Genomic DNA, 25,499 nt, shown 5'->3' with positions numbered 1-25,499 from the left:
CGCCGTCAGTAGAACCGATGGTAGTGGACAAGAGGATTTACTTATGCAAAACACATCCCCAGCAGATCAGATAACAGCAAGTCTGCAGCTCCTTAAAACCATACAGAAATACTTGGATATGCAAAGTTGGACTCCCGTTATGGGAGCAATGCTGCTTGCCGGAGTCCACCCTCCATGCGATTGTGAAGCCATCCCTACAACGGGCGGTACTAGTCTTGATGGGAACCCCATTATTGGAAGTGGAAACACTCCGTTTTATGAGGCTGGCATTATCTTGCGGCAATGGAATGATTGGTGCGCAGATGAGGGCAGCTCTCCTTCTCACGTGGTCCCTCTCGATTTTATCAACTGGTGTATCGAAGACGAGATTCAGGAACGCTATGCAGTTTCCAGCTCATTCATCTGGATCAGTATTTTCAAAAATTCATTAGGTTCTATTAATGCGCCGGTCCCCTTTGAAATAGCGGAATATGCTTCACAAGCAAAAGAGCCGTTGGACGTTATAATTAAAAAACTAGATCTAATAGATCGGAAAATTAATAAACAACAACATGCAAGTGCTAATGCATTAGTTTCTATTTCCTCTGATAGTGATGTGGGAAAGTTAAAAATTAATCCATATAGACAGCATCTTACAACAGAAGAGTTTGCTAACGGATTAAACGTAATGCCTCAGACGATATTGAAGGCTTATAGCATAAACGAGAATTATTGCGGGGTTAGGCCGATTAAACTTTCCAATAGAAGGCTTGCTTGGCCATTAAATGCTGTTGAGCTTGCACTAAGGAAAAATAATGGCTAATCAAAATTCGATCCCAGAATCGCCATATCCAGTTGATTTCCTACCCCCACTTATTTCTGATGCTGTTAAAGAAGTTGCCAATAATTTAAAGATTCCTATGGATCTTGCTGCGCATGCTGCACTTTCTGCAATATCCACAGCGTGCCAAGGAAAAATTAATGTTAAATTTCCGAACTTTCCTGCTGCATCATGTGGTTTGTTTTTATGGGTAGTTAGTAATGCGAGTCGTGGGAAATCAATTGCAAACGAGCGTTTTTTTAGGGGAGTTGCAAAATTTGAAGAGGAGTACAATCAGAGTGTCACAGTAGACAAGATTTTACTGGATGCTCAGACGGGGGCTTGGAAGAATGAAGGTGTATCAATAAAAAATGAATTAAGAAAGCTAGTACGTGGTACGGATGATTATAAATTATTAAATGACGAATTGATTGCACATGGTTTGAGAAAGCCAATCCAAGGTAAGCAAAAAACTATTTGCTATGCTCAAATAACCTCCCAAAAGTTACATGAAGCTCTGGTTAGTGATGGAGTTGCTGCTATTATTTCACCAGAGGCTGGTCATTTGGTATTGAGTGAGGCTTTTGGCCAACCTGGCATTTTAAGTAGTTTCTGGAGTGGTGAAGATCAAGCGATGGGCCTTATTAAAGGCGATAGGAAGCCGTATCACCCGAGATTGACAATTTCCATAATGACTCAATCAGATCCATTTCATGAATTTATGGATCTGCGTGGTAAGAAGGCATTTAGCTCAGGGTTGCTTTCCAGGTTTTTGGTTTCATTTCAGGGTGGTCATGAGATTCCACAAGAGGCAGCAAGTATTATTGATGAAATTCCAGAGCCGTGTTTAATTAAATTTAATAATAGAATTTACGAAATACTAAGAAAAGGTGATGTTGATTTTAGAGATAGAATCTGTTTGGAATTCTCAAGAAAATCAAAATTGCAATTTGAAGAATTTCAGCAAAAAATAAACAATATAATAAAAGAAAAGCATGTGCCTGTAGAGATTGAAACATTCTATCGTAGGCTGGTTCAGCATGCATCCAGAATTGCCGCATTGTTTCAGTATTTTTGCAATGAAAATGAAATAATTGAAGACCATGTAAAAAATGCGATTGATTTGTGTTCTTGGTATGCGGTAAATTATGAAAATATTTTCTCCAAATATCTGAGATCAGATATTTCAGCTGGGGAGCGATTTGCAAAAAAGTTAAATGATTGGCTGGAAAAGGCATCGTGGTCACGATACACATATCCCACGCTAAAGAATGGAATTTATAGCTTTAGGGATTTGCAAAATTATGCAGGATTTAAAGGGAAGGCTGCGGAATTAACAGAGGCAATAAATATATTAGAATCTCGTAGGGTAATTAATGTCCTGTCCGGAAAGAAGGGGGCATTAATTGTTTTATATCCGTTTCATGAGCAAAGTATCCATTCTATTATTGATGTGTATGGGTTAAGTGACCTCTACCCCAGTAGACCTCCCGTTCCATATGGTAGTGGACCAGTTCCTAGTTCTACGCCAATTTTAGATCAGCATCTACGCACTTTTAATTATCAAGAAAATGATCAGCAACAAGTTACGAAACCTTCTGTAGTTACTGTAAACGGTGCTGTTAACAGCAATGATCTTTCATATGTTCAAAAGGAACTACAAGAGAAGGCTACTAAGGAATGCTTGGGAAACATTACTGTAGATGTAGAATTTGTTAAGAACAATTCTCAATGATATTTAATTTGCACAAATGCTTTGTGCAATGTTAATTTTAAACAAAATCCATCAAATGATGAGTTACTTTAAATCACTACATAGCTACAGTAGTAGTGTAGTCATGTGGAAGTCTGAGTTAGAGATGGAAATGCAGGCAATCTTTACTCTCATGGGCTTCTTGGTAGCTCCACTAAATACATCAAAATGACAAGTGAATTTTTAATGTTTGAATTGATTTAATATTTTAGTGGAGTTGAAAAAATGTATTTACGACTTGAATTTCAATTATATATAGTAAATTTAATAGGCTTGCTAATAGATTTTCTAGTTACGTGATGTAGGTATTGGTAATATAAAGCTAGTTATGTATCTGTAGCTAAGCATGCGGTGCCCTAGCACAGGTATGAGCTTGCTAACTGGCTAGTATAGGCACGTAATGTGACGTGCCAATTGGCTAGTACAGTAAGTAAAAAAATACTTCAAGTGTTCAGGTTATGAAACCTACCTCTTGGAGCTTAAAATGATCCGTAATGCTGCAAATACCAACCAGACCCTATTTTACCAACCACACTTCAACAATCTGCCTGTCATGACGGACAAAGGGCCGCTCATCACTGAATACCTAGCTGGATTGCAGCAAGCGATGCATGCTGCACTTGCTGATTACAATAGGGTCTTTGCATTCAGGGTAGATATCAGATTTCCTGATGATTTGATGAGCTATGAAATCTATAATAGCAATGAAGTCATTCAGCGCTTTCTTGCTTCATTCATTGCAAAGATCAACCATGCACGTAAAGTATCTGCTGCTAACTATGGCAGAAGCCATCCCTGTGTCGTGCGTTATGCATGGGCACGGGAAGTAGGACATGATGGTAAGCCTCATTACCACTTGGTATTCCTGCTGAATAACGATGCCTACTGCACCGTAGGCAAGTATGAGCAAGGTAGGGAAAATATCTTCAACAGACTGGAAGGGGCATTGGCTAGTGCGTTGAGGGTCAGTGTGGAGCAGGTAGCTGGCCTGGTTGAAATTCCTCGTCAGTCTAGCTACTGCCTGTTACGGAATGATCCCTGCACCTGGGGAGATTTCTTCTATAGAGCCAGCTATCTGACCAAAGTGGCAACTAAATACTTTGGTAATGGCTTGCATGCATTTGGCTATAGCCAGCGGTAGACAAGCTGGCTTGCAACTCTTCATGTAAGTGATGTCATCTACTTTTAAATTTGATTTATTACCATGGCTGGTCTAGCCTAGCTACATTGATGAATTTTTGAGTAGAGAATAATGATCATGGAATTGCAAGCTAAGAGCTTTACTGAACTACAGGATCTGCTGAAGGCCGTTGATGCTGAAATTAGCCGTCGTGAGACAGAAGAGAAGGCTAATGCCAAGAAGCAGATCCTGGAACTGGCTAAGTCGTATGGCCTGAGTTTGGATGATGTGCTCAGTAAAGCTACTACTACTGTACGTAAGCCAGTTGAAGCCAAGTACAAGAACCCGAATGATGAGTCCCAGACTTGGACTGGTCGTGGCCGTAAGCCAGCCTGGGTACAGGCTCAGCTAGATGAAGGTTTTAGCTTGGAAGACTTGGCAATCTGAACTGATCAAAGACGGATATTAAAAAGGCGCTACATGTGTAGTGCCTTTCTTATTTCAAGCTTTGCTTTACTTGGGCGAGTAGCATCCTGCTCTGGCCAAGCGACTGCAGGGGGGCTGACATATCAATAGCTTTCCGGCCAGAAAAACACTTCTTTCAGAAATATAAATGGCCGCCTTCCCATGGAAAGCAGCCATTTCGTCGCTTCAAGTAGTTCCCGCGTTGCTTATGCTCGCCCGTACCAACCCTTGCTCTGATTCACGACCTTGAGCACCTGCAGCATCATCAGGACTTCATTCAGCACCCCCACTACCGTAGCCAGCGCTGCACCCGAGTGGAATCCAAACAGACTGATGGGAGCAGCCACGGCCAGCTCGAAGACGTTGGATGCGCCAATCAGTGCGGATGGGCACGAGGTCCCCCCGGTTTAAGTAGCATAGAGCTTTAGAGTCCGGGCTTAATTTGACCTCCTCCCAACTAACCGAGCGGTCTGACTTAGAGATCCCGGGCTTCAAGATGGGCGAGCCGGAACCCGCTCGGGGTCTGGTCGCCCAGCGAACTGTGCGGCCTGAATTCGTTGTGATCCTGCCGCCAACGCTCGATCTTGTCACGTGCGTCGTCCAGCGATAGAAACCAATGCACATTCAGGCACTCGTCGCGCAGACTGCCGTTAAATGACTCGATAAAGGCATTAATCCGTGGGTTTTCCTGGTCGTGAGAAATCCAGTGTGACGCCTTGCTCATAGGCCCACTGGTCCAGCGCCAGGGAAATAAACTCGCTGCCGTTGTCGACCTGAATCCGTTGCGGTGTCCCGCGCAAGGCCTGCACATGCTGCATTATAGCAACCACGTCCGCAGCTTTCAGCGCGAAATCCACCGTGATCGCTAAGCTCTCCCGGCTAAAATTATCCACCACAGTTTAGGCCCGGATTTTCTGGCCGTTGAACAGCTGATCGGCGACGAAATCCATGCTCCAGCACGCATTCACATTGGAGACGGCCGGCCGAGCCTGGCGATGCGCCGCTGCCACTCGCCGTTTGGGCCGCTTGCGCGCAGATTCAAGCCTTCTTCGCAATAGATCCGGTAGGTCTTCTTGTGATTGATCCGCCAGCCATCGCGCCGCAGCAGGACGTGGATGCGGCGCGCTCCATAACGAATGCGGGTGGCGGCGATCTCGCGGATTCGCTGCCGCTCCGCACGATCGTCTCGAGGGTGAGGGCGGTAAAAATAGGTAGCTTGCCGCAGCTGAATGACCGCGGTGGCGCGACGGATGCTGACGCGGTACGCGTCGATCAGGAAGTTGGCCAACTCGCGTTTGCGGGCCGGCCTCACAGCTTTATTTGGATGACTTCCTGCAGCATCTGCTTGTCCAGGCTCAGGTCGGCGACCATGCGCTTGAGGCGGGCGTTCTCTTCTTCCAGTTGTTTCAGGCGGCGCAACTCACTGACGCCCAGGCCGCCGTATTTCTTCTTCCAGTTATAGAAAGTCGCTTCGGAGATGCCCATTTTGCGGCAGACCTCCCCGACTGTCGTACCCGACTCCGCCTGACGCAAGGCAAAAGCGATCTGCTCTTCCGTGAACTTCGATTTTTTCATGACAAATCTCCTACCCGGATAGGGTTAAATTTGCCAGAAATCTCTACTTTCCACCGCTACCATTTTTTGGGAGGAGGTCAACTACGGGATAGATATATCAGATCTACGCGTAGCGCCTTACCGTTCCCGTAAACAGTGGGAGTAACCCCATATTTTTGCAGCCTGATTCAGATGTGCCGCTGCCTGAGTAAAAGCAAGGCCACTCCGGCAATGACAGCACCGGCATAGAAGGTGGTCGATGCACCCCAGTACTGCCACAAACTGCCAGCAATCACACTTGCCAGCAGCATGGCCAGGCCGCTGAGCAGGTTGAAGACACCAAAAGCCGTCCCCTTCATGTCACTGGGTGTGGTATCGGCCACCAGAGTCGCCAGTATGCCCTGGCTGAACTCCCATTCAAGGGGTCTCAGTCCGTCAACTTGCTGGAGATATGCAAAGAGGTCATCAAGGAAAAAATCTGTTTTACCGGGCAGAAAAATATTGATCTCGGCCCGATCGATTCAGAAGAGACCCTAGTTGATGGGGATTCCAATCTGATTGGCATATTGCTTGGCAATCTGGTGGACAATGCGATCCGCTATACACCACCCCATGGTCAGATCGATATAGCAATCCGCCAGACTCAAACCGAAATATTGCTGGAAGTCAGTGACACTGGGCCAGGTATCCCCGAACAGGAGCGAGAGCGTGTGCTGGAACGCTTCTATCGTGGCAGTCATAGTGGAATAGAAGGAAGTGGGCTTGGACTTGCGATTGTGAGTCGTATCACAGAGCAGCACAAAGCTCGACTTGAGTTACTCACCGGTTCCGCCGGGCATGGATTGCTTGTGAAGATCAGATTTCCGCGCGAGAGAAGTGTCCAAGCACTACAACATGGCTGAAATTCTTGCATGACCACAGAATATCGGGAAGTGCCTGGGGTTCATTTCATGCCAAACCCTTGGCTGACAAGCGAGCGCCTGCACTATAATCAGCGGGATGTACGCATCCCGACTTGTGTTGATCCTGCTCTTGACCCTGGCGCTCTCCTTTATCGCCTTGGGGAGCGCACGCGTACACCCCACGGATACCGGCGCGGCATCCCATACTGCCTGTGCCACACTAGCCGGGCATGAAATCTCCCAGTCACCACGCACGCTTACGGCTCCGTCTGCCGGGCAACATGCTTGCCAGCACAAGCTGGATTGCAAGTCATGCTATTCCCTGGTGGCCTTGCTCATCCCTCAAGCCCGGTTGCGTTCGGGTAATGCCCAAGCCACACCACCGCCGCTGCAAAAGCCGCTTGCCATCCGCGCCGAACCTCTCTGGCGTCCACCCATTACTGCCTGATTTGTCTCTGTCTAGTTGAACAGGAATGCTCTTTTCCTGCTCATTGCGTGGCAACACCCAAACGGTAGCGACTTGTGTGCGCGACCGTTTGGGCTGATTACGGCCAAATAACCGATGACAATGAATGATCGTAATGTTTGTTAAGTGTAGAGGTGGTCCTTTATCGCCAGTGGCTTTCAATGGCCACGTCTGGCAGTTCAAAATCATGATGTGCTTGCTTGTGTTGCTGAGCCCGCTGACATCCGCTGCCAACCATGAAAAGGCCGTCGCTGTAGAGGAGCCACAGCCTGCGGCACCGTTACAACTCCAGAAAGATTTGGCCGGCGAGGTACTAATGCAGGCTATGAGCCTGACCGGCATTGCCTACCGTTTTGGTGGGCAATCGCCGGCTACCGGTTTTGACTGCAGTGGCCTCATCCGCTTCGTGTTTCTGAAGTCGGTAGGATATGAGCTACCCCGAACAGCGGCAGAACAAGCCCGGCAAGGTAGGGCCGTAGGTATGGGTGAATTACAGGCCGGCGATATCGTGTTCTTCAATACACGGGGATTCCGGTTTTCGCATAGCGGCATCTATCTGGGCAAAGGCAAGTTCATCCATGCCCCCAGAGCGGGCAAAACGATAGGTATCAGTGATATGACCCAAGCCTATTGGGTCAAGCGCTTTGATGGTGCGCGCCGGATTCTGCAACATGCCAAAGCAAAGCAGCAGGAAGCCTTGGCAAAATGAGATTGGGACATGGTGGTGAGACTGATCTAGATCAACAATGCAGCCGCAAAGAATTATTTTGCATTCACTTTTGCCACTCAAAAGTGCTATCTTGGCAAGTATGAAAGCCTTATACCGTTTCCTGCTCATGCTTCTGCTCACGCTTCCAGCACTCAATGTGCTGGCAGCAGGTGTAGACATGGCCATGGCCGGGAAGGCAGTCATCTCGGCGGACTGCATGGCCCATGAAACCCATGCGGCCTGTCATAAGGAAACAGCCGGCAAGATGACGACCCATGCTGCCACTGCAAAAGCAGCACATGGCATGTTGTGTAACGGGGCTGGCTGCGTGCAACTCTGTGCACCCTCCATGTTCCAGCATACAGCCTGGTCTGCCGCCCCGCTTGCTCAGGTTGGTATTTTTGTACCTACCCAGCCTGCCAAACTGGCTGGTATCACCCTTTCTCCGCCGCATCGCCCCCCTTTACTTGCCTGACCGTATTTTCTGACTTGCCGGCCTGTTGCCGGTTATCTGAATCATTGTCATTGCCAGAAGGAGGGCCATCATGGTCACCGTCCGTACCCGCGTTCTTGCCGTCTTGATCGGCGCATTCAGCACCTCCATTTTTGCTGCCACTCCAGTCACGCTGTACAAGAGCCCGACTTGCAGCTGCTGCGAAGCCTATATCAGCTATCTCAAGCACAACGGCTTTGATGTCACCGCCATCAATCGCGACGACATGCAGCCGATCAAACAACAGATGGGTGTCACGCCGGGTCTGGGCAGCTGCCATACCGCCAAGATTGGCCGCTATACCATTGAAGGCCATGTACCAGTGGCCGCCATCAAGAAGCTGATTGCCAGCAAGGCCGACGTGGTGGGCCTGTCTGCCCCCGGCATGCCATTGAACAGCCCCGGTATGGGTGAAGAAAAGCCAGGTACGCTGGCCATCTACACCATGACTAAAGACCAACGTACCGGCGTGCTGTTCGGCCGATTCTGAGTCATTGTCCGACGGGGTGTGGCCGGGCTTTGGCCATCGCCATCCCGCTGGGCGGGAGCTACACAATGAAATATCAAAAACACGCGCTGCTGCTGGCACTACTGCTACCAGCAGTCGCCATGGCACAGATGAATGGCATGGACATGTCGGAGCAATTCGCTTTCGGCCAGCCCGCGCAAGAATCTGCTGTAACACGGACCATCTATGTCGAAGCCACCGATACAATGCGGTTGAAATTCGACTCCATGCGCATCCGTCGCGGTGAAGTAGTGAAATTCGTGGTGAGAAATAGTGGCCAGGCTCCGCATGAGTTCGCTATTGGCGATGAGTCATTCCGCAAGGAGCATCTGCTGGAAATGCGAAAACAGATGGCCGGGATGGAACATCACGATGTCAATGTGCTATCTCTCAAGGGGGGCGAGACTAAAACGATTGTCTGGCGCTTTGATCCAGTCAAGAGTAAGTCCGTTCTGTTTGCCTGCTATGTTCCAGGGCACTTTGAAGCCGGCATGTATCACCGGCATGTCATGCTGAAATAGGCCTTACCCAATTGATCGGCTCATCGCGTGGAGTAGACAAAATGCTCACCTTGTACCGGATACGCCAACACCTGCATACCTGGAGCCGGCTGCTGCTGGCCGTCTGGGTATTGGCGTTTGCGCTGGTCTCGGTGGCAAACTGTCAGGCCATGCCGGTAGCGCCAGATCATGAGGAGACCAGCCTGCTGGCTCCATGGCAGCATACGCATGACCAGCCCCACAATGAGCTGTGTAGCAAAGTGTGTGCCGATGCCCAACATTTGTTGGTGAAGGCCGATCCACACTGGCAGCAACACATGCCCTTGGTGTTATTGGCCGCCAGCCTGATTTGGCTGAGCGGACTAAGTATCACCATTCTTTTGCCACAGGCTATCCGGGTGTGGCCACGGCCACCCGCCCGGCCACTACGCCTGCAGTTTTCCCGCTTCAACAACTAGCCCCACATGCGGAATGGCAACACCATTCCTACCTCACCCGTTCCTGCCATTGCGGCAGGGCAATCCTTTGTCACGTCTATACGGAGTCGAATCATGAAAACCCAATGGAAAACCGTCATCGCCCTGGCTATTGTTGCCACCACCTTTACCGCACAAGCAAATGAAGCCCATCACCAGGATGCTTCCGCTGCGGTTGTCGCCAAGAAGGCGGCCAAACCCGCTGCCAAACCAATGGCAGCAAGCAAGGAGATGGAAGCTCAGATGGAAAAGATGAATGCAGTACACGCCAAGATGGCCGCTGCCAAAACACCTGAAGAACGGCAAGCGGCCATGCAGGAAGGAATGGGCATCATGAAGGACAGCATGGCCATGATGAAGAAAATGCACATGGCCCACTGTCAGGGCGGCATGTCCAACATGGGCATGAAGAAGGGGATGAAGCAAAGTGATGACATGCCGATGAAATCCATGATGCAGGGTGATATGCGCATGATGGACATGATGATCCAGATGATGGATCAGCAGTCGTCAATGATGAAAACGCCGATGGCGCAATAACTGACGAGGCTAATCATGCACAGACGTTCATTCTTGAGCGGCATGTTGCTGGCAGGCCTGGGGGGCTTCAGCTTGAAGTCCCTCGCAGCCTCCATGTCTCATGCCATGCCAGTGGATGGCAGCCCCATGCCTTTGCTGGATCCCGCATTACTGGCTTCTGGTGCAGATCAGGGCAGCATGCCCCTACTGACCAATGAAAGCAGCCAGCCTGGCTTGTTCAAGGCCACGTTGACGGCCAAAGTGGTACGTGTCCCACTGCTGAAAGACGGACCTACCGAATTCTGGACCTATAACGGCAGCCTGCCCGGACCACTGATTGATGTCATGGAGGGGGATACGGTTGAAATCACACTGCACAACCAACTGAGCCAACCGACCTCTATTCACTGGCATGGACTGCCGGTACCGCCGAGTCAGGATGGCAATCCACAGCAGGCCATCGTCCCCGGTCAGCGCATTACTTACCGTTTCACCTTGCCGGAAGGCAGTGCCGGGACTTACTGGTATCACCCTCATCCGCATGAATTCACTGCAGAACAAGCCTCTCGTGGTCTTGCCGGTGGTTTTATCGTCCGGGCAAAGCAGGATCCGCTTGCCGGGTTGCCTGAGCGTTTGCTGATTCTGTCTGATCTGAAGCTGGATCACATGGGCCAGATTGCACCGAATAACAGCGATGATTGGATGAACGGACGCGAAGGACAGTTTGTCCTGACCAATGCGCAGAACAAACCGATCGTCCATTTCGATACGGGAGGACGTGAGCGCTGGCGGATCTGGAATGCCAATAGTGCGCGCTATCTGCGCCTGCAGTTGCCTGGCTCGCTGCTGATCCTGATTGGAACCGATGGTGGCTTGCTGGAGCACCCCGTCACCGGCCTGACCGAGCATGTGTTGGCACCGGGCCAGCGTATCGAATTGATCGTTGATGCAGGCAAGCGACGTGATCAGGGCAAGCTGATTGCAGCGGTGTATGCGCGTGGAAAAATGGGCGATGTCGCTCCTGACAAGCCGCTGGACATTTTGACTGTCGATTTTTCACGGGTGATTACTGACCAAGTTGCCCCCTTGCCGGCCAGACTGGCCACCATCAAGGATCTGGGACGCCCTGTGGCCCAAAAGCAGGTTGTCTTCTCCGAGAAGATGACCATGACCAATGGCCAGCATGGCATGCAGTTCCTGGTGAATGGCAAGGAGTACGACATGCATCGCATTGACTTGAGCAGCCGAGTCGATGAGGTGGAGCTATGGGAGATTGTCAACCAGTCCGACATGGATCATCCCTTCCATCTGCATGGCACACAGTTCCAGGTGCAATCGCGGGAAATGGACGGAGTGGTCAAGGCCGAGCCCTATCTGGCCTGGCACGACACCATCAACCTGAAGTCGGGTGAAACTGTGCGTATCAAAACGGTACAGCACTGGCCAGGTATCCGGATGTTCCATTGCCACATTCTTGAACATGAGGCGGTTGGAATGATGGGCCAATTGCAAGTGGTGTAAGTATTTTGGTAAGCACAGCACCATTAGGTGCTGTGCTTACTGTGCGAAATTCAGGGAGAAATAAAATGCACTCGCATCATGGATTTGTACCTTCAAAATTCAGATGGATATTTTGGGGATTTGTAGCGGTAGCAGTTTTTTTTCTATGGGCGGAACATAAGGCACATCTCTTAGGCGCATTACCATATGTATTCTTTTTGGCATGTCCGCTAATGCATTTATTTATGCATCACGGCCACAACAACAAGATGGAAGATGATTTTTCCGACGTAAAGGATGAAAGTAAAAAAGGAGATAAATCATGAATCATGCTGATTATGGCTATGGGCTATGGTCACTAGTTATTATGAATTCATTGGTATTTATTATTTTTGCCTTTAGTTTTACCAAACCAAAATCAAAAAAAGATTGGCGTTCTCTTGGAATGTTTTCAGCCTTTGTAGTCGCGCTGTTTACGGAAATGTATGGATTCCCATTAACAATCTATTTGCTAATGCCCTGGCTTGTAAATAAGTACCCCGGAATAGATTTTTTGAATCATGACTCAGGTCACCTTCTTGAGGTTATTTTTGGATGGAGATCAAATCCACACTTTGGTCCATTCCATCTCCTAAGCAATATATTTATTATTTTAGGTTTCTTCCTGCTCGCATCTTCTTGGAGGGTGCTGTATGTGGCGCAGCTTAACAAGAGTATTGCAACAACAGGGCCGTATTCGAAGATCAGGCATCCACAGTATGTTGCTTTTGTTGTGATCATGTTTGGGTTCTTGCTTCAGTGGCCGACGCTGATAACCTTGGCGATGTTTCCGATATTGGTTTATATTTATTCGCGTTTGGCATTTAGGGAAGAGATAGATATTGAGAAAGAATTTGGAGTGGTGTATTTGGAATACAAAAATAGTGTCCCTGCTTTTGTCCCGAGAAGATTTTATTAAAATAAACGGGTACCAATGGAAAGGCGGTGTGAAATGCATCAGCACTCTAATTGCAATGGTGTTAATCCAGAAAGACATGTGGGTTTGAAAGATGTTATTTACACATGCCTAATGCATTCCGAAATAAAGCAAACTCATCCAGGAAAATGCTCAAAGTGTGGTATGGACTTGGTAACAGTAAATGGAGAAAAAGAATCGAATTCCATAAGCCACCATCATGCCAAAATTGATGTCGATCATGTTTCCGACAATTGTATGAAAGATGCTATTTATACATGCCCAATGCATCCGGAAGTAATATCTCATACGCCAGGAAATTGCCCTAAGTGTGGCATGTCGCTTGAGTTGGCAATACCTATGGAGAGTAAGGAAAGTTCGGAATATATCAACCTGAATAAGAGATTCTGGTGGACACTTCCGCTCAGTGTCATCGTTCTTGCACTAGCTATGTTTGGCCATCAGTTTGAGTCTGACTTCACTCAATATCAGTCATGGCTTGAACTGCTGCTATCGCTTCCCGTAGTGTTTTATGGAGGAGGGATATTTTTTGCAAGATGCCTGCAATCAATAATGCATCGGCACTTAAATATGTGGACTCTTATTGGAATTGGGACAGGCGCTGCATTTTCATTTAGTCTTGTGGCCACTTTGTTTCCTGATTTTTTCCCATCAAGCTATAGTGCGATGGGGCGTGTAGGAGTTTATTACGAAGCAGCAGATGTCATTATCTCATTGACACTTCTTGGCCAATTGCTTGAGCTTAAAGCCCGATCACAGACTTCAGCAGCAATCAGAGCGCTGCTAGGACTTGCTCCAAAAAGTGCTCGCAAAGTTCGGGAGGATGGGGTGGAAGTGGATATCCCCATTGCTGATGTGATAGTTGGAGATTTATTGCGTATTCGCCCAGGGGAAAAGGTTCCAGTTGATGGCACTGTTGAGAATGGTAGTAGTGCAGTCGATGAGTCAATGATCACAGGTGAACCACTGCCAGTTACAAAAAGACAAGGAGACTCAGTAATTGGTGCAACGCTAAATACAAATGGAACGCTCGTTATGCGGGCTAGGCAAGTTGGTGAGCAGACCATGCTCGCCCAGATTGTACAGATGGTTGCACATGCACAACGATCTAAGGCTCCTATGCAGAGAATGGCAGATGATGTTGCAGGGCTATTTGTTGTGGGAGTTCTTATTTTTTCTGTAACAACATTATTCGTGTGGGGTCTGTTTGGTCCTGAGCCTAGTTGGATATACGGATTATTAAATGCCGTTGCTGTTTTGATTATTGCATGTCCATGTGCTCTTGGTTTGGCTACGCCCATGTCAGTTATGGTTGCAACTGGAAAGGCAGCATCTAGTGGGGTTTTATTCAAAGACGCAGCGGCCATTGAACAGCTATGTAAAGTTGACACTTTAATAATTGATAAGACAGGGACAATTACAGAAGGAAAGCCGATGCTTGAAAAAGTAGTCGCGCTTGGAGCGTACAATGAGCTTGAAATTTTACAATTTGCTGCCAGTGTAGATCAAGGAAGTGAACATCCATTGGCACATGCTATTGTGCAAGGAGCTGAGAGAAATAAAATTTCTCTGTTGCCATGTACTGATTTCGAGTCCAGTACAGGTATTGGTGTGCATGGCTTAGTTGCTGGAAAAAAAATAGCCTTGGGTAGTCGTATATTTATGCATGAAAATGGTGCAGATATATCTAAGCTTGAGGAGAAATTGAAAGAACTAAACGGAGAAGGGGGAAGCGTTGTTTATTTAATGATTGATGGAGTGTTGTCTGGAGCCTTTTCAATTACTGATCCAATCAAGCCAACGGCTGCAGAGGCTATATCTTCACTAAAAGAAGCAGGGATTAATGTTGTGATGGCAAGTGGAGATGGAATTGGCACTGCGCAATCAGTTGCAAATAAGCTTGGTATTAACGAAGTTCACGGAGAAGTAAAGCCAGAGGATAAGTTATTACTTGTTCAATGTCATCAAAATCAAGGCCATTTTGTTGCAATGGCCGGTGATGGCATTAATGATGCCCCCGCATTGGTTCAAGCTGATATTGGAATTGCAATGGGGAATGGAACAGACATTGCAATGAGTAGTGCGCACGTTACTTTAATTAAAGGAGATTTGAAAGGCATATTGGCGGCTAGAAAAATATCTAGCCAGGCAGTGAAAAATATGAAGCAAAATCTACTTTTTGCATTGCTGTATAATGCATTGGGTATCCCTATCGCAGCAGGGATTTTGTTCCCTATTTTTGGAGTTCTGTTATCGCCAATGATTGCTGCTTTGGCTATGAGCTTAAGTTCAGTTTCAGTTGTATGTAATGCGCTTCGTTTACGTCGTGTATAAAGGAGATTGACATGGAATGGTTTGTTCAGAATGGTTTGTGGATTTTATTTGCAATCGCGGTGGTGCTGATGATGCGGCGAGGGGGTATGGGATGTGGCATGGGTGGACAGCACCATAAGCATGCAGCAGAGCAGCCCGCTGATAAGATAGACCCTATCTCAGGCCGTAGTGTTGGTGATGGTGTTCAAATTGCATCGGTATATAAGGGGTTTACTTATTTTTTTGAAAATAAGGAAAATAGGGATATTTTTGAGAGCAATCCAGAGAGCTATATAAAAGAGACGAAACCTACACGCCATCAAGGTTGCCATTGAGTAGATTGATTATTGAATATTTTTTGGACATGAATAATGAATGTAATAATAGGATATGTAGTTGTGATTTCCTTGATATTTGGTGCCTTTATTATTCATGGAGGAAATATTGAAGTTATTCTAAAGGCAATGCCAACAGAGCTAATGGCAATATTTGGTGGGGCATTTGGGGCTTTTGTTGTCGGTAATCAATCGAAAGTTTTGAAGGCTGTTTTAAAACTACTGCCTACTATTATAAAGCCGTCAAAGTATACAAAAACCAGGTACATGGAGCTTATGGCATTGCTGTTTTCAACATTGGTCAAAGTACGAAAGGAGGGATTAATGGCAATTGAGGCTGACATAGAGAGGCCTCACGATAGCCCACTTTTTGGAAAATTCCAGGAGATTGGATCTGATCACCATGTAATGAAATTTATTACTGACTATCTAAGGATAATGGTATCAGGGAACTTAAATTCGTTTGAAATAGAAAATCTGATGGATGTCGAAATTGAAACACATCATAACGAGGCACATGCGCCAATAGCTGCAATTATAAGGCTTGGCGATGCTTTGCCTGCATTTGGCATTGTTGCTGCTGTTCTTGGCGTAGTCAATACAATGGGGTCTGTTGGCCAACCACCGGCAGTTCTTGGGGAGATGATTGGCTCGGCACTAGTTGGAACATTTCTAGGGATTTTATTAGCTTATGGTATTGTTGCTCCACTTGGATCATTACTTGAACAGAAACTAGATGAAAGTACAAAAGAATTGCAATGTATTAAAACTGTTATCTTATCCAGCCTTCAGGGTTATGCACCACAAACGGCAGTTGAATTTGGACGGAAAGTTATCTTTTCTACTGAAAGACCTGAATTTGAGGAGCTTGAAAGCTATGTTAAATCGATAAAGTAATTATGCAATGATTATTTGTTGCCAACTGGTCTTCATGGCATTGCCATAATAAATTTATGGTTTAAAGATGCATGGGGAGTGTACCAGTTATGAAAATTAGCAAATGGAATGTCCATCGCATAATTCTTGCTAGAATTGTTCCAGCCTGGATATTGCTTTCAATATTCTTTGGTGTTTTTACGTACGGAACGGAGACGGCGAGAATAAATAAATTTGTTTTTGGATTGGCAAGTGATGCTGTTGGGGATTTTAATAAAGAGGTTGGCGTTGAATTTTATACACTTTCTTTTGATCGTCAAGAGGAGGTATTGCAGAGTATCTTACATAAAGGTCAATTTGTCGGTATTTCTGTCTATGATAAAAATAGAGTGCTAAAGAGTGAGCACTGGTCTCGCGCTGATAAAAATCTTATAAATAAAATTAAAAATAGCAATAGATATTTCCCGATGGCAGGTGAGCATCACCATGAAATAATTAAATATGGAGATGATTTGTATGTTATGGCCATGGCGTCGCTTCAATATAATAAAGGGAACATAGGTGGGTATTTCGAGGGGGCGTATAAGGTGCCTTCTCTTGCAGTTTATGAAATGAATGATCGGATTTATGAATCATTAGCTGCTGTAATCGTTGCACTGTTTGTCTCCGGATTGATTTTTTATTCTATCGTTTTTTCATTGTATAAAAAAGCATCAAGCTTGTCGTCTGATTTGTTGGAAAGTAATTTTGACTTAATGGAAGTACTGGGCAGTGCCATTGCTAAACGTGATTCAGATACGGATGCACACAATTACAGAGTAACTTTGTATTCAGTAATGCTTGCAGAGTCTTTGCATGTTAAAGAAAGTGAAATGATTAGCCTTATTTCTGGCTCCTTCTTGCATGATGTAGGAAAAATTGGCATCCCTGATGCGATTCTACTAAAGCCAGGGAAGTTAACCATTGATGAGTTCGAAGTGATGAAATCCCATGTCCACATCGGACAGCACATACTTGAAAAATCAAAGTGGCTGAAAGGTGCGCAAGAAATTGTCTCGTGTCATCATGAGCGCTTTGATGGAAAGGGCTATCCTAATGGACTGCAAGGTGAGTACATCCCATTTAAAGCTCGGTTGTTTTCTATTGTTGATGTATTTGATGCCCTGACATCCGTTAGGCCATATAAGAATGAAATGAGCTATGCTGACGCAGTCAAAATAATGCTTGAGGAAGGTGGTAAAAGCTTTGATGGTTTAATTTTAGCTAAATTTCTTGAAATTGCACCTGAAGCATATGCAAAAATTAATAAAGCAAGTGTTGATATTCTAAGGGGTAAGTTAGAGAGTAAGTTGCGTTTTTACGCGGCAAGCACAGATTGAAACCGTCTATTTTTTCAATATTGATTTGGTGTAATGAATAAATTTTAGATATAAAATATTTTGTGAATAACTGCCAATTGATGTGTTTTTATGGGAAATGCGGCGGAAAATCCCGCCGCAGAGCTAGGCTTTAGTATGCTCGAAAGGTAATGCCATTTGGGTTATTGCCAACGGAGTAGTTGGCAATAACTTTGCCACTTTTAGCATTAATAGCACTGACAGTATTTGCCTTTGTATTTGTGATAAAGGCAGCCTCACTGCCAGGGCTAACAACAACACCATGCGCCCCTAGACCGGTGGTTACGGTACTAGTGATTACATTATTTCGTGCATCCAAGATGGAGACTTTATCATCCGGTTGGGCATCGCTTCCTTGATTGGCTACATAAACCTTGTTGCCATCATTACTAGCGAACACTTGAATTGGATTTTTTCCTACAGCTACCCGAGTGGTAATTTGGTGGTTTGCCGTATCAATGACTGCTATTTGGTTATCATCTCGCAGAGAAACATAGGCATGCCGTCCATCAGGTGAAAAACCAACTTGTACGGGTGCATGTCCCACGTGGATACGGTCTATTTCCTTTAGGCTCTTGGTGTCAATTACGGAAATGTTATCGTCTTTCACGTTGGCCACATACAGCTCATTTCCATTCGGGCTGGCTCGAAGTCCATGGGGAAATGCCCCTGTGGCTACTTTTGCAATAAGAACCTTACGCTCCAAATCTATCACTGTGATAGCGTTATCTTCAGAGCTGGTGATATAAGCCCGTTGTCCTGTCGGGTCCGTGATTACGTGTGCCGGATGATGGCCTGCGGGCATGTTTGCAAGGATCTTGCTTGGCTGGTCTGCATCTAGCAGTAGTAATTGGCCAGGTTCATCTTCATCATGTCCACCCGCATGATCCATTCCAACCATGTTGTGACTATTTGCTGGCATACCCACAGCTAGCAGAATTTTCCCATCAGGTGAGATTTGTACATTGTGTGGTGTAATGGGGACTTTTACGGTATTTACTTTACCTGACGGTAATGTGATTACACTGATAGAGTTATCACCCTCATTGGCACTATAAATTTTGCCCATGGGTAATGTTGCCGCGCTAGAAAATGCTGTGCTAATGGCGAGCGAGGAGGCTGCCAGGATAAATTGCATGGTTTTCATTCATGAACTCCTTAATTTAGTATGCGTTTGCTCCGTGTTGGAGTGGTACTGCTTTTAGTAAGAGGTTCATGCTTGTGGTGGATGATGAGGAGGAGTATGGGTTATGCTCCTCCATTGCTTAGGAGTTGTTGACTGCCATACAGCACCAAAGTTGGTATAAGCCGTTACGTCTAAGTTACTAATTAGTGGCGAAACACAATGCTGTAGGCAATGTACTGCTATATCACACGAGACAATGTCATCTTTACAGTGCTTTTTGTCTTCGTGTAGATGAAATAGTGAATGGATTTCTGATGTATCCTGGTCTGTAAAAGGCGATGCCGATGCATCGACTACTTGCATGAATTGCAGAGGTAACCAAAGCAGCACCAGCAAAAATACGTGGTTAATTTGACTCATCATGTAAATTTAAACCAGTTCCGACTCCGCACCCTTGATACGAATCAAGATCGGGTATTATTTTTTTTTAATACGGAACAATATTCCAAATAACGGTAGCGAAGGGGGGATGGTGACAATTAAAATGGAAACTGGGATATCGTTAGAAATGGCAGGTAATTTCCCCAGGAAATGTCCTGCTGTTACCACTATTGTCACCCATATACAGGAACCAATCAGAGACAGGATTATAAAGTGTCGATAAACCACTTTGGTTGCGCCGGCAATAAAAGGAGAGTTTCCACGTAACACTGGGAAAAATGTGCAAAAATAATGGCTGATCGATGGTGTCGTGAGAAAAAATCTGGATCGTACTTGTGGCTCGGCTCTTGTAATTGGCAACTGCTGGATTACCAAATAGCTGGTGTCCAACTTTTCTGCCTACCCAGTAATTAGCGTGATCTCCTAGAAATGCGGCTAGTGATAGTAGTATCAGAACTAGATGGGGAGAGAGTACGCCATTGGCGGCCAGTACGCCTGCGGTAAAGATAAGTGAATTACCTGGGAGTAAAGGGCTGAACACAAGGCCTGTATCTATAAAAACTATCGCACAGAGAAAACCATAAAGCCAACTCCCATATTTTTGACCAAAAATCTGCATATGAGCTGGGTCCAATTGTGATAACTGATTAAATATACTTTAAAATGTTAAATTCATTCATCAGCCTACTTTCTATCTAGCTTATTCGAGATCTGCCTATTCTAGGCTCCATTGATGCATCTCACCCAGTAGACGAATAAAATATTTAGCAGCTTATTGCAATATTATTTAAGCACCGGTATGGCATGTCCTCGCATGCTGTGAATTATGAAATAATATCGCACCCTAGCCTATTTTCTAGCATCTGTATATACAGGTGTGACTAAGTTGTTCCATTCAAGCTACATTGCTTAGTTTCACCATTATTTCTACTTTTTTTCGGTCCTATATTACTCCCTTGAATCAGCACAGCGACACCCACTCCGGGTGTCCTTTATGCCCTGGCCTCCGTCTTGACGGGGGCCATTTTCATTGGAGTGATCTCATGTCCCATCTCATCGAATCCATGGCCTTTGTCGGAGCCACGCCCTGGCATGGTCTGGGCAATCCGCTTTCTCCCCAGCAGCCGCTGGAAGTGTGGCTGACGGAAGCCGGCATGGACTGGCGTATCGAGCAGAGTGATGTCTTGTTCAATGTGGCTAATGACGGCATGCACATCCGCCCGTTTGCCGATTCCAAGGTGCTGTATCGGTCTGACTCGCTGGCTCCACTATCGGTGGTCTCGCCGCGTTACAAGGTGGTACAGCCGTCTGAAGTGCTGGAGTTCTATCGCGACCTGGTCAGTGCTGGTGGGTTTGAGCTGGAAACCGCTGGCGTATTGAAGGGTGGTCGCAAGCTGTGGGCGCTGGCCAAAACCGGTCAGGAAGCCCTGCTCAAGGGCGGGGACCGGGTGAAGGCCTATCTGCTGCTGGCTACCAGTTGTGATGGCACGCTGTGTACCACGGCCCAGTTCACCTCGGTACGGGTGGTGTGCAACAACACGCTGCAGATGGCAGTGAAGGACAGAACCGGTGCAGTGAAGGTGCCCCACTCCACTGTATTTGATCCACAGCAGGTAAAGGGTGCACTGGGTCTGGGGTTGTCGGCCTGGGACCGTTTCATCAGCAACATCAAGCAGCTGTCACAGCGTTCGGTCTCGCCTGAAGAAGCCAGCCAGTTCTTCCGTGAAGTCCTGGACGAACCGCTGGTGGCAGGCGCTGATGATGCGGTCACTTCCAAGGCGCTGCAGCAGGTATCGGCGCTGTATAGCGGTGGGGGCATGGGTTCAATGCTGGCCGGTACTCGTGGAACGGCATGGGGCCTGGTGAATGCCATGACCGAGTATGTCGATCATCGTCGTCGCGCTCGCAGTCAGGACTACCGGTTGGATTCGGCCTGGTTCGGTCAGGGTGCCCAGCTGAAGGGCAAGGCACTGGAGCATGCACTGGCCTTGGTGGAGTGATGTCATGGCTTCCGTGCAATCCATTGCTTTGACCGCAGCCTGTCTGACGGCAGGTATGCGCGACTTCTGTACCTGGAACAGCCTGGGTGTGGCATACGACGGCCAGGATGCCGAACGCAGCCTGCTGGTGATCTGGGGTGCTGGTTGTCTGGAGCTGCATGCCGAGCTGGTGCAATACGCACCGATGGTGGCAGCCCTCACGGATACCTTGTACGACCAGCTGGATCAGGCTGCACCGGGAGTGTGGCATTACGAGGTGACCGAAGCCCTGGGCAGTGCCATTGCCGAGTGGATCGTGCTGCATGATGGTCAGGCCCCTTCCCTCGATTGGGTCAAAGCCTGCCTGGTGCGACTGGCCGGGGAGTTCATGCTGCGGGGTCAACCACAGCAGTGGCCAGCCATCCGCCAGGTCCTGCTGACGCTCTCTCCTGAGCTGCCGGTAATCGTGCCGGTCGCGCCTGTTTGAGCCTGTTGCCGGTCTGATTTCCTCTCGCTCCTCCTCTTCGTGCTGTAGTCCTGTTCTCTGCTGTCGTTTCTCTCGTTTCTCTCGTTTCCGTTTACCCCCTATCAAACCTATTGCCCGGTCAGCCTTGCTGCCGGGCTTTATGCCTTTATAAGGAGTGTTTTGCCATGGCTGAACGCTACGCACAGGCCATTCGTCTGGCCTCTACCCTGAAGTTGTCTCGTGATGAATGGCTGCGCATTCGTCAGTTGGGCATTGGTTCATCTGATGCAGCCCCGGCCATTGGGCTGTCGCAGTACAAGTGCCCCTTGTCTCTCTGGCTGGAGAAGACCGGTCGTAAGGAGTCGGAAGATCTGTCGGAGAAAGAGGCTGTGATCTGGGGCACGATTCTGGAACCCATTCTGGCCCGGGTGTATGCCGAACGTACCGGTCGCAAGGTACGGCGGGTGAATGCCGTACTGCAGCACCCGACTCACCGTTTCATGCTGGCCAATCTGGATCGGGAGGTGCGTTGCCCGGAGGAAGGCTGGGGCATCCTGGAAATCAAGACGGCGAGCTATCACTCTGCCCCGCAGTGGGAAGAAGGGATTCCGGTGGCCTATCAATGCCAGGTCCTGCATCAACTGGCCGTCACCGGCCACGACTGGGCCGATGTGGCGGTGCTGATCGGTGGTCAGGATTTCCGTATCTATCGCGTGCTGCGCGATGAAGACAAGATCGCCGACCTGATCGCCCGGGAGACAGTGTTCTGGCAGCACGTGGTGCTGGACACTCAGCCGGCACCGGATGGCTCGGATGATGCAGGTGCTGCGCTGTCCTGGCTATTCCCGCGTGATGACGGCCAAACCATCGACCTGACCGAATCGCTTGAGGGTAATCGGCTGTTCTCTGCCTTGTTGGCAGAACGGCAGCGGAAGGAAGAGGCTGAGGCCAAGGAAGCGGCCATCCGCCAGCAAATCCAGAACGTGCTGGGCCATGCCTCTGCGGCTGTGTTCCAGTCTGGCCGTATCACCTGGAAGCGGTCCAAGGATCGCGTTACCCCTGATGTCGAACGCTTGTCGCAAGACCACCCCACTCTGCTCGCCCAGTACAGCAAGTCCATTGCCGGTTCCCGGCGCTTTGTCATTCAGACTGAAAGGAAAGCATCGTGATTAAAGGTCTCGCCATTACCCCACCCGTGATCGGGCGTATCAGCATTGGCAAGCTGGTGCAGAAGCAGGAACGCTGGCTACCGGAGAAGGACGACAGCTTCTCATTGACCACCCAGGTACAGAGCCGGGATGGCTGGTTGCTGCATCCCTTGCACCAGGCCCTATCGGAGCAGGCCCAGAACGGCAAGATCCGCGCCATCCCGATCCAGCTGCTGTTCAACGACAGCGAGCTGAATCTGCGGGCCGAATACAGTGCCTTCGACCGGAATAACGGTCGACCGGTGTGTGTCGGTAACGGAGAAACGGCACGACGGGTGACGGCTCAGGGCATGGAAGAAATTGACTGCGTAGGACCAGACCGTTGTCCGTTGGCCAAGGAGCTGGGCTGCAAGCTGTATGGTCGGCTCAACGTACAGGTGGAAGGTCAGCAGGATGAGCTGGGCAGCTTCATCTTCCGTACCACCGGCTACAACTCTGTGCGGACATTAGCAGCACGGCTGAAGTATTACGAGGCCGCCAGTGGGGGTAACACCAAGCATCTGCCGCTGTTACTGCGTCTACGGGCCAAGAGCACCACCCAGTCGCACCGCACCCCGGTGTACTACGTGGATCTGACGCTGCGCGATGGCCAGACCCTGGCCGAAGCCGTCAGTACGGCACGCAAGGTAGCCGATGAACAACTGGAAGCCGGTATCGACACTGCCGAACTGGAGCAAGCCGCCCGGCTGTTGCTGCAGAACGGTCAGTTCGAAGATACCGAGGAGGAAGTACCGCAGTTGCTGGAGGAGTTTTATCCGGCAGTGGAAGGCAGTGCTGAGTCAGAGGAGAAGCCGAAGGCGGTGTCTCGCCCTACCCGGCTCACCTCCAAGCTGGGTGCCGTCAAGTCCGCTTAGCCAGGCGGCTGGTCAGTTGTTCCACCATCGCCAGCACCATCTCCCGATCTGCACTGTCCAGGCGGGCCAGCATCTGTGCCAGGTGCTGCGCCTGCTCCGCTGGGCGATTGCTGGATTCCACCAGCAAGGCTGAAGCATCGCAGTGGAACAGGCTGGCCAGTTCCAGCAGGCGGGCCACCGTCGGCATGACCAGTCCCCGCTCCATGCGGGATACCGCCTCATTGCCGATATCCAATTTCCCTGCGACCTGGTCTTGGGTCAGTCCTGCTTCCTGTCGTCGTGCCGCAATGGCTTTGCCAACGCTCACGGCCAGTGGATCGGGTTTCTTTTCTGCCATCGTAGTCTCCATTCAACTCTAATAGTCGCAAGACAACCCATTGACATGAAGAACCCATTGCGTTGAAACTCATCGTTATAAGTTGAAAGTCAACTTGAAAGACAACTATTTACTTTGCTCACAAGGAATCATTCCATGTCCCGCACTTATCGCACCCTAGTTCTGGGCAGCGCCCTGACCAGTCTATTACTGCTGACCGCCTGCTCCGGGTCCAGCTCGCCATCCACTTCCGAAGCCAAGCAGGCCATCCAGAAGTCGCTGGGAGACTGCAGCATTGTCACCGTCAGCAATTTCGACAAGGTCAACGGCATTGCCGATGGCGATAACCGTTACACCCTGCAGGTGAAGTACGCACTGGAATTCGCACCGCTACCCGAGAATGCCAAGCTGCTGGATGAGATGAATGCGCGTCTGGCCAGTCAGACCGACTGGATGCCGTGGCAACGTGACGACTATGTGATCAAGGTTCGTGCCGCCATCATGGCCAACCTGCACCGCACCTGCCCGAACATGCCGCGTAATGTCTACGGCGATTATGCACAAGCCAATATTGCCTCTTACGCCAGCACCATCCACATCGATTACACCTACAACAATATGCGCATGGTGAAGTCCGATAACGGCTGGATCGGTCTCTGAGCACGCGAAAGGCAACACCATGCTCAATAGCTTGCTTCCCCCGCGTCGTCACCCGATGCAGCTGCCCCTGCTGATGGTAGTCAGTGTGCTGCTACTCAAGCATGCCTCAGCCGATCGCATGGGCTCACTCAGCCTTTTGCTGCTCGGTATCGCACTGGGCGACAGCCTGCACCGGCAAGACCCGACACACCCCAGACCAGATCGCTAAATTCTGCGCACCCGTCATCTACATCAATCCGGTAGTGGTTCACCTGACCTGCCGGTCTTTATATAGAAAGGCAAGACATGAAATCCCTCTCCCTCACACTTATCGCCATCGTGCTCAGCACATCGGCCATGGCCGCTCAGCCCGGCCAATGGAATAAATCCGTGGCCCTAGATGGCCAGACCCTGCATTACGGCGTCACCGACGACAAAGGCAATTCACTCGATATCCAATGTGGTAAAGAGCCGGCCACCATGCATGTCAGCCTGAACCAGCGTTACTACGGCCCGGGCTACCCGCAGGACTTCAGCATGCAGATCGGAAGCAAAAAGCTGTTTCCCTCCGATGCGGGCAGCAATGCCGGTGGTGACAACTTCCGTGCTGCCTGGGATGCATTACGCGCCGGCAAGAAAGTGATTGTTCATGCTGGAAAGGCCAGCATGGCCGTTCCGGTGGCTGGCGCTGCGGCAGTACTTCCTGCCAACCCTGCGAAGGCTCAATGCGAGAGCTGGTAAGCCCGCACCGGCAACTTCCTCCAAAACAGATCGCCATCTCTACCGAGGTGGCGATTTTTATTGTCCCC

At 48.7% G+C, this 25,499-nt stretch carries 27 protein-coding genes and 1 pseudogene; 24 read left to right on the top strand and 4 right to left on the bottom strand.

Annotation, left to right across the window (positions count from 1 at the left end; genetic code table 11):
- Window positions 1–43: 43 nt before the first annotated feature.
- The 4 genes from JW897_RS08325 (at window position 44) to JW897_RS08310 (ending at window position 4,119) form a co-directional block, all read left to right on the top strand.
- Window positions 44–802, top strand: a complete 759-nt coding sequence (locus JW897_RS08325) for a hypothetical protein (RefSeq protein WP_205465799.1) — start codon at window positions 44–46, stop codon at window positions 800–802.
- The gene (locus JW897_RS08320) at window positions 795–2,534 is read left to right on the top strand and encodes a DUF3987 domain-containing protein (RefSeq protein WP_082696064.1); all 1,740 of its coding nucleotides are present in this window, start codon (window positions 795–797) and stop codon (window positions 2,532–2,534) included. The genes JW897_RS08325 and JW897_RS08320 overlap by 8 nt, the downstream gene beginning before the upstream one ends.
- A 502-nt stretch (window positions 2,535–3,036) precedes the next feature.
- On the top strand, window positions 3,037–3,693 hold the full coding sequence (locus JW897_RS08315) for an inovirus Gp2 family protein (protein WP_062789230.1): 657 nt from the start codon (window positions 3,037–3,039) through the stop codon (window positions 3,691–3,693).
- A 117-nt stretch (window positions 3,694–3,810) separates the two neighbouring features.
- On the top strand, window positions 3,811–4,119 hold the full coding sequence (locus tag JW897_RS08310) for an H-NS histone family protein (protein ID WP_205465798.1): 309 nt from the start codon (window positions 3,811–3,813) through the stop codon (window positions 4,117–4,119).
- A gap of 493 nt (window positions 4,120–4,612) precedes the next feature.
- Here JW897_RS08310 and JW897_RS08300 read toward each other — a convergent pair.
- Window positions 4,613–5,712, bottom strand: a pseudogene (locus JW897_RS08300) (IS3 family transposase).
- Between the two features lie 167 nt (window positions 5,713–5,879).
- Window positions 5,880–6,074 (bottom strand): hypothetical protein, encoded by a 195-nt coding sequence (locus JW897_RS08295; protein WP_240352132.1) that lies wholly within the window; start codon window positions 6,072–6,074, stop codon window positions 5,880–5,882.
- A 57-nt stretch (window positions 6,075–6,131) separates the two neighbouring features.
- Between JW897_RS08295 and JW897_RS08290 the strand changes: the two genes are divergently transcribed.
- The 14 genes from JW897_RS08290 to JW897_RS08225 all read left to right on the top strand — a co-directional run bounded on the left by JW897_RS08290 (window position 6,132) and on the right by JW897_RS08225 (window position 17,643).
- Window positions 6,132–6,593, top strand: coding sequence for a sensor histidine kinase (locus JW897_RS08290; RefSeq protein ID WP_205465797.1), 462 nt, complete (start codon window positions 6,132–6,134; stop codon window positions 6,591–6,593).
- A gap of 572 nt (window positions 6,594–7,165) precedes the next feature.
- The gene (locus JW897_RS08285) at window positions 7,166–7,768 is read left to right on the top strand and encodes a C40 family peptidase (protein WP_205465796.1); all 603 of its coding nucleotides are present in this window, start codon (window positions 7,166–7,168) and stop codon (window positions 7,766–7,768) included.
- A 37-nt stretch (window positions 7,769–7,805) separates the two neighbouring features.
- Window positions 7,806–8,243, top strand: a complete 438-nt coding sequence (locus JW897_RS08280; protein ID WP_205465795.1) for a hypothetical protein — start codon at window positions 7,806–7,808, stop codon at window positions 8,241–8,243.
- A gap of 70 nt (window positions 8,244–8,313) precedes the next feature.
- Window positions 8,314–8,751: a DUF411 domain-containing protein gene (locus JW897_RS08275; RefSeq protein ID WP_205465794.1), complete on the top strand. Its 438-nt coding sequence runs from the start codon at window positions 8,314–8,316 to the stop codon at window positions 8,749–8,751.
- 65 nt (window positions 8,752–8,816) lie between these two features.
- Window positions 8,817–9,290 carry a cupredoxin domain-containing protein gene (locus tag JW897_RS08270; RefSeq protein WP_205465793.1) on the top strand — a complete coding sequence of 158 codons (474 nt, stop codon included), beginning with the start codon at window positions 8,817–8,819 and terminating at the stop codon, window positions 9,288–9,290.
- 41 nt (window positions 9,291–9,331) lie between these two features.
- The gene (locus JW897_RS08265; RefSeq protein ID WP_205465792.1) at window positions 9,332–9,727 is read left to right on the top strand and encodes a hypothetical protein; all 396 of its coding nucleotides are present in this window, start codon (window positions 9,332–9,334) and stop codon (window positions 9,725–9,727) included.
- Window positions 9,728–9,820: 93 nt separating this feature from the next.
- Window positions 9,821–10,285, top strand: a complete 465-nt coding sequence (locus tag JW897_RS08260) for a hypothetical protein (protein ID WP_205465791.1) — start codon at window positions 9,821–9,823, stop codon at window positions 10,283–10,285.
- Between the two features lie 15 nt (window positions 10,286–10,300).
- On the top strand, window positions 10,301–11,785 hold the full coding sequence (locus JW897_RS08255; protein ID WP_205465790.1) for a multicopper oxidase family protein: 1,485 nt from the start codon (window positions 10,301–10,303) through the stop codon (window positions 11,783–11,785).
- A gap of 65 nt (window positions 11,786–11,850) precedes the next feature.
- The gene (locus tag JW897_RS08250) at window positions 11,851–12,090 is read left to right on the top strand and encodes a DUF2933 domain-containing protein (protein ID WP_205465789.1); all 240 of its coding nucleotides are present in this window, start codon (window positions 11,851–11,853) and stop codon (window positions 12,088–12,090) included.
- Complete coding sequence (locus JW897_RS08245; RefSeq protein WP_205465788.1) at window positions 12,087–12,722, top strand: methyltransferase family protein; 636 nt, start codon at window positions 12,087–12,089, stop codon at window positions 12,720–12,722. The genes JW897_RS08250 and JW897_RS08245 overlap by 4 nt, the downstream gene beginning before the upstream one ends.
- A gap of 33 nt (window positions 12,723–12,755) precedes the next feature.
- Window positions 12,756–15,074, top strand: a complete 2,319-nt coding sequence (locus JW897_RS08240) for a copper-transporting P-type ATPase (protein WP_275899854.1) — start codon at window positions 12,756–12,758, stop codon at window positions 15,072–15,074.
- 11 nt (window positions 15,075–15,085) lie between these two features.
- Window positions 15,086–15,388: a hypothetical protein gene (locus JW897_RS08235; RefSeq protein WP_153013311.1), complete on the top strand. Its 303-nt coding sequence runs from the start codon at window positions 15,086–15,088 to the stop codon at window positions 15,386–15,388.
- 36 nt (window positions 15,389–15,424) lie between these two features.
- On the top strand, window positions 15,425–16,285 hold the full coding sequence (gene motA, locus JW897_RS08230; protein ID WP_205465787.1) for a flagellar motor stator protein MotA: 861 nt from the start codon (window positions 15,425–15,427) through the stop codon (window positions 16,283–16,285).
- 89 nt (window positions 16,286–16,374) lie between these two features.
- Window positions 16,375–17,643, top strand: coding sequence for an HD-GYP domain-containing protein (locus tag JW897_RS08225; protein WP_205465786.1), 1,269 nt, complete (start codon window positions 16,375–16,377; stop codon window positions 17,641–17,643).
- 130 nt (window positions 17,644–17,773) lie between these two features.
- On the opposite strand, the gene JW897_RS08220 is transcribed toward JW897_RS08225, so the two are convergent.
- Window positions 17,774–18,808 carry a YncE family protein gene (locus tag JW897_RS08220; RefSeq protein WP_205465981.1) on the bottom strand — a complete coding sequence of 345 codons (1,035 nt, stop codon included), beginning with the start codon at window positions 18,806–18,808 and terminating at the stop codon, window positions 17,774–17,776.
- 1,463 nt (window positions 18,809–20,271) lie between these two features.
- Between JW897_RS08220 and JW897_RS08215 the strand changes: the two genes are divergently transcribed.
- The 4 genes from JW897_RS08215 to JW897_RS08200 all read left to right on the top strand — a co-directional run bounded on the left by JW897_RS08215 (window position 20,272) and on the right by JW897_RS08200 (window position 23,735).
- Window positions 20,272–21,228 (top strand): DUF932 domain-containing protein, encoded by a 957-nt coding sequence (locus tag JW897_RS08215; protein ID WP_205465785.1) that lies wholly within the window; start codon window positions 20,272–20,274, stop codon window positions 21,226–21,228.
- 4 nt (window positions 21,229–21,232) lie between these two features.
- Window positions 21,233–21,694: a hypothetical protein gene (locus JW897_RS08210; protein WP_205465784.1), complete on the top strand. Its 462-nt coding sequence runs from the start codon at window positions 21,233–21,235 to the stop codon at window positions 21,692–21,694.
- 164 nt (window positions 21,695–21,858) lie between these two features.
- Window positions 21,859–22,842, top strand: coding sequence for a YqaJ viral recombinase family nuclease (locus JW897_RS08205; RefSeq protein ID WP_205465783.1), 984 nt, complete (start codon window positions 21,859–21,861; stop codon window positions 22,840–22,842).
- The gene (locus JW897_RS08200) at window positions 22,839–23,735 is read left to right on the top strand and encodes a recombination directionality factor (RefSeq protein WP_205465782.1); all 897 of its coding nucleotides are present in this window, start codon (window positions 22,839–22,841) and stop codon (window positions 23,733–23,735) included. The genes JW897_RS08205 and JW897_RS08200 overlap by 4 nt, the downstream gene beginning before the upstream one ends.
- Here the strand turns inward: JW897_RS08200 and JW897_RS08195 are convergent.
- Complete coding sequence (locus JW897_RS08195; RefSeq protein ID WP_205465781.1) at window positions 23,722–24,072, bottom strand: helix-turn-helix domain-containing protein; 351 nt, start codon at window positions 24,070–24,072, stop codon at window positions 23,722–23,724. The two genes, JW897_RS08200 and JW897_RS08195, sit on opposite strands and share 14 nt — an antisense overlap.
- Window positions 24,073–24,207: 135 nt before the next feature.
- On the opposite strand from JW897_RS08195, the gene JW897_RS08190 reads away from it, so the two are divergent.
- Together JW897_RS08190 and JW897_RS08185 are read left to right on the top strand one after the other, a co-directional pair.
- The gene (locus tag JW897_RS08190) at window positions 24,208–24,711 is read left to right on the top strand and encodes a hypothetical protein (RefSeq protein ID WP_205465780.1); all 504 of its coding nucleotides are present in this window, start codon (window positions 24,208–24,210) and stop codon (window positions 24,709–24,711) included.
- 285 nt (window positions 24,712–24,996) lie between these two features.
- Window positions 24,997–25,431: a hypothetical protein gene (locus JW897_RS08185; RefSeq protein WP_205465779.1), complete on the top strand. Its 435-nt coding sequence runs from the start codon at window positions 24,997–24,999 to the stop codon at window positions 25,429–25,431.
- Window positions 25,432–25,499: the final 68 nt, after the last annotated feature.

The organism is Chromobacterium alkanivorans (assembly GCF_016937655.1).
Lineage (GTDB): Bacteria > Pseudomonadota > Gammaproteobacteria > Burkholderiales > Chromobacteriaceae > Chromobacterium > Chromobacterium alkanivorans.
The sequence above is the reverse complement of the archived record's forward strand: the minus strand, read 5'-3'. Positions and strand labels throughout refer to the sequence as shown.